Source organism: Cobetia crustatorum, assembly GCF_000591415.1.
Classification (GTDB): Bacteria; Pseudomonadota; Gammaproteobacteria; order Pseudomonadales; family Halomonadaceae; genus Cobetia; species Cobetia crustatorum.
This window is the reverse complement of record NZ_JEMF01000039.1, coordinates 61,732-78,717: the sequence shown is the minus strand read 5'-3', so window position 1 is coordinate 78,717 and position 16,986 is coordinate 61,732. Positions and strand designations below refer to the sequence as shown.

The 16,986-nt window shown below is 58.6% G+C and carries 13 protein-coding genes; 7 read left to right on the top strand and 6 right to left on the bottom strand.

The genetic code is table 11. From position 1 onward, the window contains the following. Window positions 1-767 precede the first annotated feature (767 nt). The 3 genes from dbpA to BF12_RS22210 all read left to right on the top strand — a co-directional run bounded on the left by dbpA (window position 768) and on the right by BF12_RS22210 (window position 3,314). Window positions 768-2,168 carry an ATP-dependent RNA helicase DbpA gene (dbpA, locus tag BF12_RS0109475; RefSeq protein ID WP_024952063.1) on the top strand — a complete coding sequence of 467 codons (1,401 nt, stop codon included), beginning with the start codon at window positions 768-770 and terminating at the stop codon, window positions 2,166-2,168. A gap of 203 nt (window positions 2,169-2,371) precedes the next feature. Further along, window positions 2,372-2,944: a GNAT family N-acetyltransferase gene (locus BF12_RS19495; protein ID WP_024952062.1), complete on the top strand. Its 573-nt coding sequence runs from the start codon at window positions 2,372-2,374 to the stop codon at window positions 2,942-2,944. A 202-nt stretch (window positions 2,945-3,146) separates the two neighbouring features. Continuing rightward, window positions 3,147-3,314 (top strand): hypothetical protein, encoded by a 168-nt coding sequence (locus tag BF12_RS22210; protein WP_169734518.1) that lies wholly within the window; start codon window positions 3,147-3,149, stop codon window positions 3,312-3,314. A 258-nt stretch (window positions 3,315-3,572) separates the two neighbouring features. Here BF12_RS22210 and BF12_RS0109460 read toward each other — a convergent pair whose 3' ends face one another. Continuing rightward, complete coding sequence (locus tag BF12_RS0109460) at window positions 3,573-4,931, bottom strand: MFS transporter (protein WP_024952061.1); 1,359 nt, start codon at window positions 4,929-4,931, stop codon at window positions 3,573-3,575. Window positions 4,932-5,460: 529 nt separating this feature from the next. Here BF12_RS0109460 and BF12_RS0109455 point away from each other — a divergent pair. From BF12_RS0109455 to BF12_RS0109445, 3 genes are all read left to right on the top strand, one after another. Further along, window positions 5,461-6,084, top strand: coding sequence for an ANTAR domain-containing response regulator (locus BF12_RS0109455; protein ID WP_024952060.1), 624 nt, complete (start codon window positions 5,461-5,463; stop codon window positions 6,082-6,084). Between the two features lie 55 nt (window positions 6,085-6,139). Continuing rightward, a complete protein-coding gene (locus BF12_RS19490) occupies window positions 6,140-7,282 on the top strand; it encodes a CmpA/NrtA family ABC transporter substrate-binding protein (protein ID WP_051510896.1) in 1,143 nt (380 codons plus the stop codon). A 205-nt stretch (window positions 7,283-7,487) separates the two neighbouring features. After that, window positions 7,488-8,108: a TetR/AcrR family transcriptional regulator gene (locus tag BF12_RS0109445; protein ID WP_024952059.1), complete on the top strand. Its 621-nt coding sequence runs from the start codon at window positions 7,488-7,490 to the stop codon at window positions 8,106-8,108. Between the two features lie 142 nt (window positions 8,109-8,250). Here BF12_RS0109445 and preA read toward each other — a convergent pair whose 3' ends face one another. The 4 genes from preA to BF12_RS0109425 form a co-directional block, all read right to left on the bottom strand. Then, window positions 8,251-9,615 carry an NAD-dependent dihydropyrimidine dehydrogenase subunit PreA gene (gene preA / locus BF12_RS0109440; protein ID WP_024952058.1) on the bottom strand — a complete coding sequence of 455 codons (1,365 nt, stop codon included), beginning with the start codon at window positions 9,613-9,615 and terminating at the stop codon, window positions 8,251-8,253. Further along, window positions 9,615-10,988, bottom strand: a complete 1,374-nt coding sequence (locus BF12_RS0109435; protein WP_024952057.1) for an NAD(P)-dependent oxidoreductase — start codon at window positions 10,986-10,988, stop codon at window positions 9,615-9,617. Before BF12_RS0109435 ends, preA begins: the two co-directional genes overlap by 1 nt. A 148-nt stretch (window positions 10,989-11,136) precedes the next feature. Continuing rightward, window positions 11,137-12,579: a dihydropyrimidinase gene (gene hydA / locus BF12_RS0109430; protein WP_024952056.1), complete on the bottom strand. Its 1,443-nt coding sequence runs from the start codon at window positions 12,577-12,579 to the stop codon at window positions 11,137-11,139. Window positions 12,580-12,711: 132 nt separating this feature from the next. After that, a complete protein-coding gene (locus BF12_RS0109425; RefSeq protein ID WP_024952055.1) occupies window positions 12,712-13,614 on the bottom strand; it encodes a nitrilase-related carbon-nitrogen hydrolase in 903 nt (300 codons plus the stop codon). 685 nt (window positions 13,615-14,299) lie between these two features. Between BF12_RS0109425 and BF12_RS0109420 the strand changes: the two genes are divergently transcribed. Next, window positions 14,300-15,817: an NCS1 family nucleobase:cation symporter-1 gene (locus tag BF12_RS0109420; RefSeq protein WP_035159736.1), complete on the top strand. Its 1,518-nt coding sequence runs from the start codon at window positions 14,300-14,302 to the stop codon at window positions 15,815-15,817. Between the two features lie 122 nt (window positions 15,818-15,939). Here BF12_RS0109420 and BF12_RS0109415 read toward each other — a convergent pair whose 3' ends face one another. Next, entirely contained in the window at window positions 15,940-16,833 is an 894-nt protein-coding gene (locus BF12_RS0109415) for a LysR family transcriptional regulator (protein ID WP_024952053.1), read from the bottom strand. Window positions 16,834-16,986: the final 153 nt, after the last annotated feature.

Here is a 16,986-nt window from a genome sequence, read left to right as displayed (position 1 = left end):
GCATGTCATTGGTGATGATGTCTTTATCGTAGTAGTGATATTAGCAACATCGATTTTTATGACCCGCTCTGCAATGGAGGCTTGTTTCACGGCCGACCGTTATCCGTAAATCAAGCAGGCATGTCGCTAGAGTTAAAGATTATAATTTCCGTAACACTTTGTTTGTTAATGAGAAAATACATAGTGAGACTATTTCATTGTCATTTTTATCGTTATTTTTCATCATTGCCCATGAACGCTATCATGCATGCGTGTCACGACATGAGTAGGTGATGTTATGACGAGTAATCTCATGATGCCGCTGTATTTCCATCATCAAAAAATGGCGAGCATGGAGGTAGAAACGTCAGTCTATCGGCATATCCAGCCATGCTGTCTTAACGTGATTCCCAAGCATGATGTCTGGATGGGGTGTTCAGACATGGTGCTAGAACGAGAGCGCGCGAAGTGATGACTGAAGATGCCAGTGACTATTTTGATGAATTAATAAGGATTAATAAATGACCTGTGTCACAAACAAAATACAGTTTGATTAAAACCATTATTTGGAGTGAAGCGCTGGATTTATATCTAATGCGAGTGGCTTATGTTTGAAGCATGGTTGTTTGATCTCTCTCCATCATGGATACGCCTATCTCGCTAGATGTTCTCATCAGTGCAACGCGCCGGTGCAACAGGCGTTGGAGAGCTGTCTCTGCTATGCTCTGCGCCCGCGCGCACCTGCCTGTTCGGCTCGTGATCGTTCATTGATCTGAAGGAATGTCCCCGTGACTGATGCCACCGCCACTTCTGCCTTTGCCACTTTGGCGCTGGCACCCGAACTGCTCAGCAATCTTGAAACGCTGGGTTATCACGAGATGACGCCTATCCAGGCGCAGAGTCTGCCTCTGATGCTGGAAGGGCGAGATGTGATCGCTCAGGGCCAGACCGGCTCTGGCAAGACAGCCGCCTTTGGCCTCGGCCTGCTGTCGCGCCTCAAGGTGTCTCGCTTCCGCGTGCAATCGCTGGTGCTGTGTCCGACGCGTGAGTTGGCGGACCAGGTCGCTGGAGAGATTCGTCGTCTGGCGCGCGGCATGCACAACGTCAAGGTGCTCGCACTGTGCGGTGGTGCACCGTTTGGCCCGCAGTTGGGTTCGTTGGAGCATGGCGCTCACATCATCGTCGGTACGCCAGGACGCGTGGACGAGCATCTGCGCAAGGGTAGTCTGAGCCTTGCCGAGCTCAACACGCTGGTGCTGGACGAAGCCGATCGTATGCTGGACATGGGCTTCGCTGAGGTGCTGGATGCCATCGTTGCCGAGGCGCCGGAAGATCGTCAGACCCTGCTGTTCAGCGCGACCTTCGCGGATAGCGTGCGTCCGATTGCCGAGCGCATGCTGCGTGATCCGGCCAGCATCGAAGTGGCCTCGACCCATGATGAAAGCAGCATTCGTCAGCTGTTTCACCGTGTGGCCGACAATGAAGCGCGCTTTGAAGCGCTGCGCATTCTGCTGCTCAAGTATCGTCCGGAATCCAGTGTGGTGTTCTGCAATACCAAGCGTGAGGCGCAGGAGGTCAGCGATGCGCTCAATGAGCACGGCTTCAGCGCGATGTCACTGCACGGTGACCTGGAGCAGAGTGAGCGTGACCAGACGCTGGTGATGTTCGCCAACAAGAGTGCGTCTATCCTGGTCGCCACCGATGTGGCGGCACGGGGTCTCGATATCGAAGCGCTGGATGCGGTGTTCAACTATGAGATCGCACGTGATCTCGATGCCCACGTCCATCGCGTTGGCCGCACCGGTCGCGCTGGCAGCTCTGGTATTGCCTGCACGCTGTATACCGAGAAAGAAGATTACCGCCTGACCAAGCTCGGTGAGTTCCTGGAACAGACGCTGACACCGGAGCCGCTGCCGTCCAAGAGCATGCTGACGCGCGAGCCTTTCTATGCCCGCATGGCTACGCTGCAGATTGACGGTGGCAAGAAGGACAAGCTGCGTCCTGGCGACATTCTGGGTGCACTGACTGGCGACGGCGGCATGTCCGGCAGCCAGATAGGCAAGATCAAGGTGCTGGCGCGCACGACCTTCCTGGCGGTAGAGCGCGATGTTGCCAAGACAGCGCTGGCTCAACTGATGAATGGCAAGCTCAAGGGTCGCTCCTTCCGCGCCCGTCGTCTCAAGAGCTAACCCGCAGAGGTCGAAAGACCTGCCGGGTACTGTTCAGAGATCTAATGTCTCTTTCGACCTTGAGATCACGCTTATCGATGCCCGCCTTCTTGGCGGGCATCGTGCTTTTTGAGCAGTAGATTGCACCTCGCTGCATATGCATCCGCTGGCTAATCTAAAGGGGAGTCGCCTTGATTGGCAGGGCGTTGACAGGGAGCTGACAGATGAGTGACAGCACGGCCGAGAATCTTCGCATTCGTGAAGAACGCACTTTTGATCATGAGCGGGTTTATCGCATTCATGAATCAGTTTTTGCCGGCCATCGCGAGGCATTGCTAGGAGAGCGGCTGCGTCATGGTGAGCAGGCGCAAATCTCTTTGGTGGCCGAACATGTCACAGACCCTGAAAGTGGTCGGCACCTCAGTGAAGGTGAGAGTCGTCTGTTGGGACATGTGATGGCCTCACGTGTTGCGCTATCTGGTTATCCCGATCGCGTGTTGATGGCATTGGCACCGCTGGCGGTATTGCCACAGCATCAGCGGCACGGCATCGGCAAGCGGCTGGTGATCTCTGCGGTCAAGCGTTGTCGTCTGTTGGGTGCTGGTGCCGTGGTCGCGGCCGGTCATGCCGATTTCTACGCTCACCTTGGATTCCATCCTGCGCGCCACTATGGCTTGTACTGCAATCATCATGATGTGCCCGGTGCCTTCGTCGCCTTCGAGCTAGTGTCGGGGTATCTGCAGGGGCTGGGTGGTGAAGTGCTGTTTCATCACAATTTCATGGGCCCTGATGTATAGCGGCATGATGGATGCAGGCATGTGCAACTCGGTGTTGCACAAGACTTGAAATCACAACCTGTTCGCTCCATATCACTGAGAGGACGGCGACAACACGACGCCGTCGCATCCATTTTACCCATTGCTGTGAAGGTCGCAGTAAAGGCCGTGGTGAATGTCACGGAGAGGGCCAGGCATTGGCCGACGACTCGAGGGAGAGATCATGAAGATCAAGACACTGGGTAGCACACTGATGATTGCCATGCTCGGCATTGGCGGACTGTCACTCGCGGGTTGTGAAGATGAAGGCCCGATGGAGAAGGCCGGTGAGAAGATGGATAACACCGTGGAAGAAGCGGGTGATAGCGTCGAGAACGCCACCGATAGTTAAGATGCGTGGCATGATGTTGCTCAGATAGTGGGCACGTCAGGCAGCATCAGAAACCGAGTCTCCCCATGGGGGCTCGGTTTTTTTGTGCCTGCTCTCCTGAGTCCCCCTGACGTGCCTCTGGTGATGACTGACGGTGCACTGCATTCAGTACGACAAAGCCCCTGTCTCTTGCGAGGCGGGGGCTTTGTCGTATCTGGAAGGCAGATGTTTATCCGGCAGCGTTTGATCAGGTGGACGTTCTACGCAGAGGAGGACGTTTTACGCAGAGGCGGGCTGCTGCGTAGAGTCTTGTTCGCGCTCAGAGACCGCCGCCTGATAGGCGCGGTCTTCCTCGGCCTCAGTGGCGGCGCTGAAGCGTACCAATAGCGCGAACAGCGAGATCACGATCACGCCCATGCCCAGATACATCAGGCCCTCTTGATAGCTCAGCTCCTCACTGCGGAACAGGAAGCCAGCGGCGACAGCACCGGCGTTGCCACCCGCACCAACGATACCAGCCACCGCGCCCAGTGCCTTGCGGTTGATGAACGGCACGATGCCGAAGGTGGCGCCTTCCGCCATCTGCACGAACAGGCTGAACACCAGCATGATGCCAATCGCCACGGCGAGGGTTTCCATCTGCGCGAAGCCGACCAATGCCACGCCCTCACATAGCAGCGCGATGAACAGCCAGCGCACGCGGCCCTTGAGGCCTGATTGACGGGCGAACAGATCAGAGAACACGCCGCCCAGGGTGCGCGCGAACAGGTTCATCAAGCCGAACAGCCCCGCGATGAGGCCGGCGGTGGCGAGATCGAGATCGAAGTGATCGAAGAAGTAGATGGCGGCGACGTTGTTGATGGTCAGCTCGACCCCGAAGCAAGCGCCATAGACGAGGAACAGGGCCCAGACACGGATGTCGCGTGCTGCCGCGCCGAAGGTGGCGCGCATGCTGTATTCCTTCTCCGCCTTGGGTAGCTCGCCACGTTCTCGCAGATCACTGAAGTTGCCGTCCGGGGCATCCTGAGTGAAGAAGTAGTACGCGATACCAGTCAGGAACAGCACGATGCCTGGCACCACCATCGCCAAACGCCAGCCGAGGGTTTGCTCAACGCCCAGCATCAAGAGGCCCGCCATGACCAGCGGCATCAGAATCTGGGTGGTACCGCCGCCGAGGTTACCCCAGCCCGCGGTAGTGGCATTGGCGGTGCCGACGACATTCGGGCCGAACATCACTGAGGTGTGGTACTGGGTGATGACGAAGGAGGCGCCAATGGCACCAATCGCCAGGCGGGCGAGGAAGAAGGATTCGAAGCTGTCGGCGAAGCCGATGCTCATCACTGGCAGTGAACCGAGGCACAGCAGCCAGGTGTAGGCCTTGCGTGGCCCGATGCGATCACATAACACGCCGATGGCGAGACGTACGATCACGGTGATCGCGACCGAGGCGATGATGGTATTGCCGATCTGGGTCTTGGTCAGGCCGAGGTCGTCACGCACCACCGCCATCAGCGGTGCAATGCCGAACCAGCCGAAGAAGCAGACATGAAAGGCGAACCACGACATGTGAAAGGCACGCATTTGCGGGGTTTTCAGGCTGAACAGCCGGATGCGGTTGGCCTTGTTGCGAATATCCATGAGTGCGGGCTCCTGATGCAGCGTCGATACCGAACACACGGTGAGTGCGTTCAGAGAATGGTCGAACGGCTGTTGAGAACAGCAGGGCTGCCTCGTCGTTGAGGTGCCGGGTTCGACGCACTCGTACTCATGGGAGCCTGGTCTACGTCATGGGCGTCACGATTCGAGAGCCAGATGACAGCACTCGCGTGACACTGTGTTTAACAAAGCAAGGACCGCGCCACTTGTGCCGGTAGTGACGGGGTAAGGCCAGCAATATCAATGAGTTGATGCTGAGTCATTGCTGTGTTTACCGCAGGGGCAGCCGCCATGAGCCAAGCGGCGTGCTCGTCTGCGGTGCGTGACGGTGCGATGGCGTACCAGTCTGGCGCACGATGATGGTGATCTAGCTGGCTTGCGTCATTGCTGTGCAGGGTAGGTGCGCGCAAAGCGCGCTACGGCATGGTTGCACCAGCATGCGGCACGATTCCTGCAACGTTCAGGCCATGTGGAAAAGTTGCCTGACACGTTCTGCCGAGGAAACCCTGACATGCCCGTGACTGTGCTGATCGTCGATGTCCGCAGCGAGCGTTCCGCCGCGCTGGAGCAGGCACTATTGAGTGCTGGCTTCGAGGTGGCGCTGCGTGTTGATGAACGCGAAGACCTGCATGCACTGGTTGAGCTGCATCAACCAGATGCCGTGATCATCGATGCCGACCTGCCCAGTCGCGATACATTGGAGCATCTTGGCCAGCTAGGACGCCGCTATCCCAAGCCGATGATCATGCTGGCCAGTGAGGATGCGCCGGATCTGGTGCGCGAGGCAGCAGGGGCGGGGGTGTCGGCGTATGTGGTCGATCATGTGATGCCAGCGATGGTGCGCACGATGGTCGAGGTCGCGATCACCAGTTTCGAGGCGCATCGTGCCTTGAAAGGTGAGCTCAACCGCACCCAGACGACCCTGGTGCAACGGCGCAGTGTCGATCGCGCCAAGGCGTTGGTGATGGAGAGCCGCGGGCTGGGTGAAGACGCGGCTTATCAGTATCTGCGCAAGACCGCGATGAATCGCCGCCTGGCACTGCACGAGCTGGCGGATGAGATGCTGAAAGCCACGCGTCGTACCGAGGGTGGCTGCTCTGGTGCTGGTTCAAGCGCTGGTTCGGGCCGGCATTGATTGATCACTGCTTGCGCCATTGTCTTTTATTACGTCTTTTCATGAGGTGTCTGTGATGCTCAGTGATGCACCCCTGAATGATCACCAGCTGACGCTGGGATTGATGCCGCTCAATGATGCTGCGCCCTTTGTGGTGGCTGAGCAGCTAGGGTTCTTCCAGGAGGAGGGGCTGTCGGTGACGCTCAAGTGGCAGCCATCGTGGGCAGCGCTACGTGATGACCTGCAGACCGGTGTCTTGCAGGGCGCGCAGATGCTGGCCTTGATGCCGCTGACGTCAACACTGGGGCTGGACGGGCGTGCGACTCCCGTCATCAGTGCCATGACCCTCAATCTGGGTGGCAATGCCATCACTCTGTCACGCGCGTTGATGACGCGGCTGGCCGAGGAAGGGCATGTGCTTGATAGCTCACTTGGCATTGCCTGCGCACTGGGCGAGCACGTCAGGCAGCGCCGCCAACGCGGTGAGGCACCGTTAAGGCTCGCGAGTGTGCATCCGTTCTCCTCGCACCGTTACCTGCTGCGCTATTGGCTGGCGGCGGGTGGGATTGATCCCGATTCACAGGTCGATATGCGCGCTGTTGCCCCTCCACTGATGGCGGCGCAACTCGCCTCCGGAATTCTGGATGGTTTTTGTGTCGGTGAGCCGTGGAATAGCCTGGCCAGCGCGCAGGGCATGGGGCAGGTGGTCGCGGGTAGTCATGACATCTGGCGCTTCGGGCAGGAGAAGGTGCTGGGGGTGCGCGAGGACTGGGCGCAGCAACATCCGCTGGCTCATCAGGCGCTGATACGTTCACTGCTCAGGGCTTGCGCATGGCTGGACCGCCCCGGCAATCGCCAGCAAGCCGCCAGTTGGCTACATGACGAAGGCCTGCCCGAGGTGCCACTGTCGGTCATCGCGCATGGGCTCGAGGATGTCGATGTCGAGCAGTCGGTCGAGGACTATCAGCAGGCCAACGCAGGCTGGACGATATTCCACCGCTACGCCGCCAATTTCCCGTGGCGTTCGCATACCCGCTGGTATGTTTCCCAGATGCAGCGCTGGGGGCACCTGCATGGCATCAGTGAGCATGATATCGCCGCGACACTGACACGCTGTGTAAGGCCGGATCTCTATCGGATCGCAGCGCGCAGTCTGGGTCTGGTCGTGCCAGCAGTCGATGAGCGTAGCGAAGGCAATCATCCCGCGCCTGGTGGCTGAGCGGTGAGGCGGGGCAGATACCGATGCCGGCAGATGGCTTTATCGACGGTGCTGTCTTTGAATGACAGGGCTCATCATTGAATCGCAGGGTGCGTGATTGGCAGGATTTCACAAGAAGAGGCCATGTGAAACCTGACTGCCCAGACATGTGGCCATATGGGTGTGATATTCTGAGGCCACTGTCAGTACTGCGTCAGGGGATCGCATGGCCACTCGCAAGTCTCAGATTCGCAAGGATAATGTCGGGCGTATTCTGCTCGCCGCCGAGAAGGTATTCGCACTCAAGGGCTATGTTGGCGCTAGCATGGTGGATATTGCCGCCGAGGTAGAGCTGCCCAAGTCGAATCTGCATTATTACTTCAGTACCAAGGAAGCGCTCTATCGTGCCGTGCTCGATGGCCTGTTGGCGCTGTGGAAGGAAGATGCACTGTGCTTCGAGGCCTACGACGACCCGCAGCTGGTGCTCTCCACCTACATTCGCGCCAAGATGATGCACTCGCGCCAGCGTCCTTACGGCTCCAAGGTATGGGCCAGCGAAATCATGCAGGGGGCGCCGGTGCTGGGTGAGGAGCTGACGATCTGGCTCGACGAGTGGGCCGAGATGAAGAAGTCGCGGCTGCGTAGCTGGATCGCTGAAGGCCGTATCGACAACGTCGATGCCTCCGCCTATCTGTACATGATATGGGCGAGTACCCAGCACTACGCCGACTTCGATCATCAGATTGCCGTACTCAATCGGGGGTGCGCGCTGAGTGATCGCGAGTTTGAGCAAGCGGTGCAGAATGTCACACGCGTGTTGCTGAAAGGCGTAGGGCTTTCTGCCTGAGGCGGACGATGATTACTCCTTGTGTTTAGCGTAAAGATAACGAAGTGTATTTCATGTTGTTTGTGATCACTCACAAGAAAGGGCTGCCATTGCTGGCAGCCCTTTTTGGTTTCCGGTCTTTTGACGCTCTCTCAGTGCCTTATCAGGCAGCGCGATGCGGGTTGCGCGGGTCTTCCATCCAGTTCATGTACGGCTTGCCGGTATCCTGCTCTTCCATGGTGATGCAGTTGTCCACCGGGCAGGTGATTTCACACAGATTACAGCCCACGCAGTCAGCGTCCTTCACCTCATAGCGTGCGGTGCCGTTGTCCTTGGCCAGATGCATGATCGCCTGATGCGAGGTGTCCTCGCAGGCGATATAGCAGCGTCCACAGCCAATGCATTTGTCCTGATCAATACGCGCGATCACCTGATAGTTCATGTCCAGGTGCTTCCAGTCGGTAGTGTTGGGTATCGCGGCGCGCGTGAAGTCATCGATCTTCTGATACCCCTTGCTGTCCATCCAGCGGCCCAACCCGTCCTTCATCTCTTCGACGATCCGGAAGCCGTGCAGCATGGCCGCCGTACACACCTGCACGCTGCCGGCCCCTAGCGCGATGAATTCCGCGGCGTCTTCCCAGTTGGAAATGCCGCCGATGCCTGAAATGGGTAGATTGGCCGTCTCTGGCGTGCGGGCAATCTCTGACACCATGTTGAGCGCGATAGGTTTGACTGCGCTACCGCAGTAACCACCGTGGGTGCTGCGCCCGCCGACGACCGGATGCGCAACCATGCGGTCGAGATCCAGATGGGTGATGGAGTTGATGGTGTTGATCAGCGAGACGGCGTCAGCACCGCCACGTAGCGCAGCCTGAGCCGGCAGACGCACATCGGTGATGTTGGGTGTCAGTTTGACGATGACCGGCAGTGAGCTGTACGTCTTGCACCAACGCGTGACCTTTTCGACATACTCCGGTACCTGACCGACTGCGGCGCCCATGCCGCGTTCCGGCATGCCGTGTGGGCAGCCGAAATTGAGCTCGATGCCATCACAGCCCGTCGCCTCGACCTGCGGCAGGATGGTCTTCCAGGCCTCTTCTTCGCACGGCACCATCAGCGAGACGATCAGTGCGCGATCCGGCCAGTCCTTCTTGACCTGAGTAATCTCGCGCAGGTTGATTTCCAGCGAACGGTCAGTGATCAGCTCAATGTTGTTGAAGCCGCTGACCTCACCATTCGGGCCATAGTGCGCGGAGTAGCGTGAGGAGACGTTCACCGCCGCCGGGTCTTCACCGAGCGTCTTCCACACCACGCCGCCCCAACCGGCCTCGAAGGCACGTACCACGTTGTAGGCCTTGTCAGTCGGCGGCGCACTGGCCAGCCAGAAGGGATTCGGCGAGCGGATACCGGCGAAGTTGATAGAGAGGTCAGCCTTGTAGCTGGCGACATGATCATTGCTGGCGGCATCGTTTGCGCCAGCGCCTGCAGGGCGGGCGTTATCTTCATTGAGCGGGGTATGAATAGTCATCAGGCGGCCTCCACCTTGAGCATCAGATCGTGATGGATGGCCTCGGCGGCCAACTTGCCGTGAGCGACAGCTTGAACGGTGAGGTCTTGCCCGCGCGCGATGCAGTCACCGCCGGCGTAAACGCCCGGCAGACTGGTGCGCAGCATGGTGTCAACTTCAATCTTTGCCCCGCTGCGCGCCATCCCTGCGGCATGCACGTCGCTCAGGCTGGCGTCGTCAAAGCCTTGCCCGATCGCGGTAAATACGCCATCGCAGGCAAGTGAGAAGGTCTCGCCGCTGTCGATCAGGCGGCCATCTTCAACACGGGTGCGCGCGAACTGCATGGCGCTGAGTTGACCGTCGGTATTGCTGTCGATGGCCAGCGGGCGCGCCCAGGTGTGAATCATCACGCCATTGGCACGCGCGATGTCCTGCTCGTGCGGGGTGGCGGACATCTGTGCTTCACCGCGACGATAGACGAGGTCTACGCTCTCGGCACCGAGGCGTTTTACCTGCACCGCAATATCGATGGCAGTGTTGCCTGCGCCGATCACCACCGCGTGTTTTGGCACCGCCAGTACGTTCAACTCGCTGCTCTGACGCAATACCTTGATGTAGTCCGTCGCCGCCATCAGACCGGGGGCGTCTTCGCCCGTCAGGCCCAGTGAGTGGCTGGTACCGAGGCCAAGGCCGAGGAAGACGCTGTCAAATTCACGTGTCAGCTCGGCAATGGCGAGATTGTCACCCAGGCGCTGGCCGTGGCGAATCTCGATGCCACCGATTTCGAGCAGGAACTCGACTTCACGGGCGGCGAAATCATCGGTCAGCTTGTAGCGGGCGATACCGTATTCGTTCAGGCCGCCGGCTTTCTCTTCAGCCTCGAAGATCACCACGTCATGACCGAAGCGCGCCAGACGATGCGCGCAGGAAAGGCCAGCAGGGCCGGCGCCGACCACGGCCACGCGGCGCCCAGTGTGGGCTGCCCGCGTGAAGGGGTGTGATTCAAACTTGGCATTATCCAACGCATGACGTTGCAGCAGGCCGATCAGTACCGGCTGGCACTCATCCCCCTGATTACGTACACAGGACTGCTCGCAGAGAATCTCGGTCGGGCAGACACGTGCACAGCTGCCGCCGAGAATGTTGGCATCGAGAATCTCGCTGGCGGCGCCTTCGAGGTTGTCGTCGTGAATACGGCGAATGAAGGTCGGGATGTCGATGCTGGTCGGGCAAGCCTTGATGCAGGGCGCGTCATAGCAATACAGGCAGCGTGCGCTCTCGATGATGGCCTGGCGCTTGCCCAGCGCCGGATGAAGATCGGTGAAGCGCGCACTCAGCGCCTCTTCCTCGAACCCCGCGGGGGTCCAATGGGAAGGAGATGAGGATGTCGTCACGGTGTGGCTCCTGCCCGCGCTCAGGCGCGCGGGATGATTGTTGTTAGTTGTTATCAGGCGGTACGTCATTGAGCGTGTTGAAGGTTGTTGCTTCAGTTCGGGCTGAGAAAGAGCGCAGCGCGTCAGGAGCGCTGCCAGATTAGGAGAATTAGCTGCGATCAACGGCAGTGACGGCATTCTGCTCGGCCCGCGCCTTGAGCTGATCGAAGACGCTGGGGTAGGGCGGGCGTTCGACATACTGGCCGTGGCCGCGGGTCGCGTGCAGTTCACCATCGCGCCAGGCCCAGTAGCCACGGCTGACGGTGTGGCGCGGGATGCCTTTGACGGTGCGACCCTCGAAGATGTTGAAGTCGATGTTCTGGTGGTGCGTCTTGGCGGAGATGGTGCGCTCGCCGTTCGGGTCCCACACCACCAGGTCTGCGTCGCTGCCGACGCGTATTGCGCCCTTGCGCGGGAAGATGTTGAAGATCTTGGCGGCGTTGGTGGAGGTCAGTGCGACGAAGTTCTCGGCAGTGAATCGCCCGGTATTGACGCCTTCATGCCACAGCATCGCCATGCGGTCTTCGACCCCGGCGGTGCCATTGGGAATCTTCGTGAAGTCGTCCTTGCCCATCTCCTTCTGCTCGGCACAGAAGCAGCAGTGATCAGTGGCAGTCGTCTGCAGATCACCGGACTGGATGCCGCCCCACAGCGCCTGACGGTGCTCGAGCGAGCGGAACGGCGGGCTCATCACGTGGCCGGCAGCGAACTCCCAACTCTTGTTCTGATAGACCGCTTCATCGATCAGTAGATGGCCTGCCAGTACCTCGCCGTAGACCGGCTGGCCGTGCTCGCGCGCGTAGCGGATCTCTTCCAGTGCATCGGCGGTGGAGACGTGTACCAGATACACCGGTGTACCCAGGGTGCCAGCGATGCGGATGGCGCGGCTGGCGGCTTCACCCTCGACCTGCGGTGGACGTGACAGCGGATGCGCTTCTGGGCCGGTGATGCCATCGGTCAGCAGCTTCTGCTGCAGGTGATAGACCAGCTCGCCGTTCTCGGCATGCACGGTGGGAATCGCGCCCAGCTCCAGACAACGCGCGAAGCTCGAGACGAGGGTGTCGTCCGGCGCCATGATGGCGTTCTTGTAGGCCATGAAGTGCTTGAAGCTGTTGACCCCGTAATCGGAGACCAGCGTCTGCATGTCCTGGCTGACGCTCTCGTCCCACCAGGTGACGGCGACGTGGAAGCTGTAGTCGCAGCACGACTTCTCGGCCCACTCGCGCCAGGTGTGATAGGCCTCCATCAGCGGTTGCTGGGGGGAGGGGATCACGAAATCGATGATCATGGTGGTGCCGCCGGCCAGTGCCGCAGCGGTACCACTCTGGAAATCCTCGCTGGCCACGGTACCCATGAAGGGCAGCTGCATGTGGGTGTGCGGGTCGATGCCGCCCGGCATCACCAGGCAGCCGCTGGCGTCGATCACCTCGCAGTCAGCAGGGACGTCGAGGTCAGTGCCGATGGCGCTGATGGTCTCGCCTTCACACAGGATGTCGGCGACATAGCGTTCTTCGTGGGTCTGGATGCTGCCGCCCTTGATCAGGATTGCCATGGGTCTCTCCCGGCCGCGCTGAGCGGCCTTCAAAGCTTTGGATGTCAGGTCGATTGTTGTTCTGGTCTTTCCAGCTCTGGTCTTTCCAGCTCTGGTCTTTCCATTCAGCTCAGCCCGGACTTGCTCAGCTCATTACTCGCCATCGGTGAGGCGGGTGTAGGCATCCGGACGACGATCACGGAAGAACTGCCAGTTGTTGCGCACTTCGCGCACCATCGACATGTCGAGATCGTGGATCAACAATTCGTCGTCAGTGGCGCTGGCCTGGGCTTCGATCTGGCCGCGCGGATTGACGAAGTAGGAGGAGCCGTAGAATTCGCCGATGTCCCACGGTTGTTCGCGGCCAACGCGGTTGATGGCGGCGATGTAACAGCCATTGGCGGCAGCGGAGGCGGGCTGCTCAAGCTCCCACAGGTATTGCGATAGCCCCGCGACGGTGGCGGAGGGATTGAAGATGATTTCTGCGCCGTTGAGTGCCAGTGCTCGCCAGCCTTCCGGGAAGTGGCGGTCGTAACAGATATAGACGCCGATGCGTCCGTAGGCGGTGTTAAAGACCGGCCAGTCAGACTTGCCGGGCTTGAAGAAGAACTTCTCCCAGAAGCCTGCCACCTGCGGAATATGTGTCTTGTGGTACTTGCCCAGGTAACTGCCATCGGCGTCGATCACGGCGGCGGTGTTGTAGTACACGCCGGTCTGCACCTCTTCATAGATGGGCACGATGATCACCATCTGGTGCTTCTTGGCGTACTGCTGCATCAGGGTGGTGGTCGGGCCTTCCGGTACACGTTCGGCGGCGGCGTACCACTTGGCATCCTGGCTTGGGCAGAAATAGGGCTGATTGAAGACTTCCTGGAAGCACAGGATCTTGACGCCTGCCTCACCGGCCTGGTCAATCAGCGGCAGGTGGGCCTCGTTCATGGCATCGCGAATCTGAGCCGGCTCGAGATCAGTGGAAACATTGAGCCCCATCTGGATGACGGCACAGCGTAATTTGCCAGCATCTTCGGTGTAGGTGATGCGGGAGTCGTTTGACATGTCTTCCTCATCGGGCGCTCAAGCGCCGGGTTGTTGTTGTATTTACTTCACTTCCATGAGTCTTTTACTCAGAAGATAACGGACATATTCGTGGGTTTATCTGGCGCAACGTACAGGAAATATCCAAGCACTTTTCAGGAATGATTCTCGATTAATAATCCTGTCTTGTCAGTCAGCTTACTGAACATTAGTCAGTGTTTAGAGGAACGGCAAGACGATAAAGGAATTAAATTCAATAATAGTTAACTAGTTGAATATAAAGGTGTTTTTATTTCTGTGACGCTTGATTTCACCACTGTGGTGCCATTTTTAAAAGCATGCACCTCATGTGATATTAATAAAAATCACTCTATTTTCAATGAGTTGAGTTGGTTTATTGGGGTATGTAAATAACGCGCCTTGCACCGCAATAGAACCTGACCATACTGACGAGTGTTGCCTGACTAACAACATGACATCACAAGCCCATCCAATGGTCGTAACCTTGGATAAATCTCACAAGCTGTCTGGATGGACAGGATTGATTTATGGGCGTTAATCAATGCTGCGGCATGACATTTGCCTGACTAAAGTGATGAAAGCGGCAGTGAGGGCAATTGAGGAAAGTAGGGAGGCATGCAGAGGGCATCACGAAGCACTGTCACGCGTTACCAACAATAACAACAGCTGAAACAGGTGAGGACTCATGGCCCCGACACAGACGCGCTCGCACATGGTGCGGAGCAACGAGGAGATGATCGAGCTGGTAGTGGCAGAAGATGTTGCCGCCAGTCCGCGTTATAACGAAGATATCGCGCCGACCAAGAGTGCCGAGCGAACCTGGTCGCGCTGGAATATCGCTGCCCTGTGGGTCGGCATGTCGATCTGCGTACCGACCTATACGCTCGGTGGCGTGCTGACGGCCTACTTCGGGCTGAGTGTCAGCGAGGCGCTAGTGACAATTCTGGTCGCCAATATCGTGGTGTTGATTCCGCTGACCCTCAACGCCTTTCCCGGTACCCGCTTCGGTATTCCCTTCCCCGTGGTGCTGCGCTCATCGTTCGGCATCATCGGCTCCAACGTGCCATGCATGATTCGTGCGGTGGTCGCGTGTGGTTGGTTCGGTATCCAGACAATGTTCGGCGGACTGGCGATTCATCTGCTGCTCTCGAGTCTCTCGGCAGACTGGAAGGCACTGGGTGGTGTCGGTGAGGTGATCGGCTTCTTCGTGTTCTGGGCGCTCAACCTGTTCGTGGTGATTCGTGGCGCGGAATCCATCAAGTGGTTGGAGACACTTTCCGCACCTCTGCTGCTGGCGGTGGGGGTGGGCCTGATGGTGTGGGCACTGCCGCATACTTCGATCAGCGAGCTGCTGGCTCAGCCGCCCAATCGTCCTGAGGGCGATGGTGTGGCGAGTTACTTCATGGCCGGTCTGACCGCGATGGTCGGTTTCTGGGCCACGTTGTCACTCAACATTCCTGACTTCAGTCGCTATGCCAAGAGCCAGAAGGACCAGATCGTCGGTCAGATCATCGGTCTGCCACTGACGATGTTCTTCTTCGCGGCCTTGGGTGTGGTGCTGACGGCGGCTTCCAGTTCGCTGGTTGGCGAAACCATCTCGGATCCGGTCAACCTGATCGGACGTATCGATAGTCCGGGTTGGGTCGCTATCGCCATGGTGCTGATCATCATCGCGACGCTATCGACCAACACCGCCGCCAATATCGTCTCGCCGACCAATGACTTCCAGAACATCGCCCCCAAGTTCATCAATCAGACGCGTGGCGTGCTGCTCACCGGTCTGGTCGGCGTACTGCTGATGGGCTTCGAGCTGATCAAGAAGATGGGCTGGATCGAGTCGGATGTCAGTCTCGAGAGTCTCTATTCCAACTGGTTGCTGGGCTATTCGAGTCTGCTGGGCCCCATCGCCGGCATCATGATCGTCGACTACTTCGTGATCCGTCGCCAATCCTTTGATTTGCCGGCGTTGTATCTGGATGGCGGTACCTATCCGGCCTTCAATCCGGCGGGTTTCATCGCCTTCTTCGTACCGGTGGGCCTGACGATGATCAGCTTCTCGCAACCTGCGCTGTCCTGGTTCTACGACTACGGCTGGTTCACGGGGTCGTTGCTGGGCGCGCTGGTCTATTTTGTTTCCAGCAAGCTGTTGGACAAGGCGCCATCGGTGGTGCTGCCGGCAGCCGGTAGTCCAAGGGCATATTGACTCGAGGCCGAGGGCGTATTGAATCGAAGTCATGACCAGGTGGAGGCGGTAAAAGAAGATACGGGGCTGCCGATTTGGCAGCCCCGTATCTTTGCTGGCAGGTCAGGCTCAGCTCTGTTCAGTCAGCTCGGCAGCGCAGAGGTACGGCCTTCAAAGCGCTCGACCATGAAGTCGACGAACTGACGCACCTTGGGCGACAGATGGCGATGGCGGGGATAAACGATCCACACGCCAGTGTCGCGTACCTGATAGTCGTCGAGCACTGCAATCAGCTCGCCACTCGCGAGATGAGGGGCCACATAGTAATCAGGCAGCTGGGCCAGGCCGAGGCCCTTGAGCGCCGCATCCAGTAGCGCTGGCCCTGAATTGGCCTGCCAGCTGCCACTGATACGTACCTCGCGACGTTGTCCCTCGACCTCGAACAGCCACTCACGCTTGGAGCCCGCCAGGCAACGATGGCTGGAAAGCTCGGCCAGCGTATGCGGGCGCGGCGCGCGCTGGAAATAGTCATGCGAGGCGATCACGTACTCGCGCCGATCGACCAGTCGCCGCGCGATCAGCGAGGAATCCTTGAGCACGCCCATGCGAATGGCGACATCGTAGCCTTCATCGATCAGCTCCACCGGACGGTTGGTGAAGTGCATCTGTACCTCAAGCTGGGGATGCTTGAGCTGAAAGTCATTGACCAGTGGTGCCACATAACGCTCACCAAAGGTGGTGGCGCTGGTCAGTTTAAGCACCCCGCTGGGGCGAGCATGGAAGTCACCGATGGCTTGTTCTGCGGCGCGAAAACCGTCAAAGAGATGGTGGCAGTGCTCGTAATAGACCTGTCCAGCATCGGTCAGGCGCGTCTGGCGCGTCGTCCGATAGAGCAGCTGAGTGTCGAGCTGAGCTTCCAGCTGGCTGATAAGTCGACTGACATGTGAGCTGGAGACCCCGAGATGACGGGCCGCACCGGAAAATGAACCGATTCTGACGACTTCCACAAAGGCTTCGATTCGGTCCCAGCGCTGCATGCCCGCTCCTTGGTCACTGTTGTTGTATGGCAATAATCATCTGAGTGTTGGCGACTTAATCCGGCCATGCTGACAGCGTAGACTGTGGGCCATGCCAAGCCGTCACACTCTATTGTCCTGAGCTGATGACGGTCAGTTTACCGTTATTGTTGC